This is a genomic window from Dellaglioa sp. CoH-57-MRSF-19, assembly GCF_056781975.1.
The window spans coordinates 1-833 of sequence record NZ_JBXAXW010000018.1 but is presented as its reverse complement, the minus strand read 5'-3'; the positions used below and the strand labels follow the sequence as shown (position 1 = coordinate 833).

Annotated in this window: 2 protein-coding genes; one reads left to right on the top strand and one right to left on the bottom strand. The window is 53.1% G+C overall.

The window, feature by feature from the left end:
• On the bottom strand, positions 1-266 hold a 266-nt coding region (locus AC1RO3_RS07850), incomplete at its 3' end, for a hypothetical protein (protein WP_481763907.1).
• A gap of 101 nt (positions 267-367) precedes the next feature.
• On the opposite strand from AC1RO3_RS07850, the gene AC1RO3_RS07845 reads away from it, so the two are divergent.
• The gene (locus AC1RO3_RS07845; protein ID WP_429609022.1) at positions 368-730 is read left to right on the top strand and encodes a phage holin family protein; all 363 of its coding nucleotides are present in this window, start codon (positions 368-370) and stop codon (positions 728-730) included.
• Positions 731-833 lie beyond the last annotated feature (103 nt).

The window sequence follows — 833 nt, the reverse complement described above, 5'->3', positions numbered from 1 at the left end:
AGCATCAGAATGTCGTCTGTAAATTCGTCGGCTTCATTGTCCATGTCCTGAGCGTCCAGCAGCTCGATGGTCAGCCCCGGCCCGTACCGCTCGTCCAGTTCCTCAACCAAATCAGCCACGATCTTCCGAAATCCGTGGATGCAGATACTGTTGAAGACCTCGGGCCGCGCTTCCACTACGGAACGAACGAACAACGTGAGTTCGCGCGGGTCATCGATGTGGTGCAGCACACTTTGGTGGGACAAAACTCTTGCGCCTTCTATCATAAATCCTCCGCTGGTCATCCTATTTACTAGACCCAAATTTCATGAGTCGCCCCAATTTTATCATAGGTTTACTAGGAGTGCCAGACTACGGAGAGCCAATTATGTTTCAAGGCGACAAAGACCCTTTCGGGTACAGCATCAGCACCTATGCGTGGGTTTTCGGACTCGCGCTGTTCGGAGGTGCCGTTAAGTATCTCAACAACTCGCAGCAGTTCCGAGTCGCGACACTCGCACGTGATCTGATCACCGCAGGCTTCGCAGGACTCATGACTTTCTGGGCGTGTGAGTGGCTTAACATCGACGGGCCGGTTGCCGCGATCTTGATTGCGACGGCTGGTCTCATGGGGACACGAGCAATTGCCGTGTTCGAAAGTTTCTACACAAAACAGGCCGAGCGTATGGGAATACATATTGACGACACCACAACCGAATCGAACAACCCGACACCGGGCGGTCAAGGATAAACGGTAGGAGGCACACGTGAATACGCTCGTACAAGATGGTCCAAAAATTAGCAGCATCGGGCAAGTGATTGATCGTTGGATTACAAGGGCCTCGCCTTGGGCG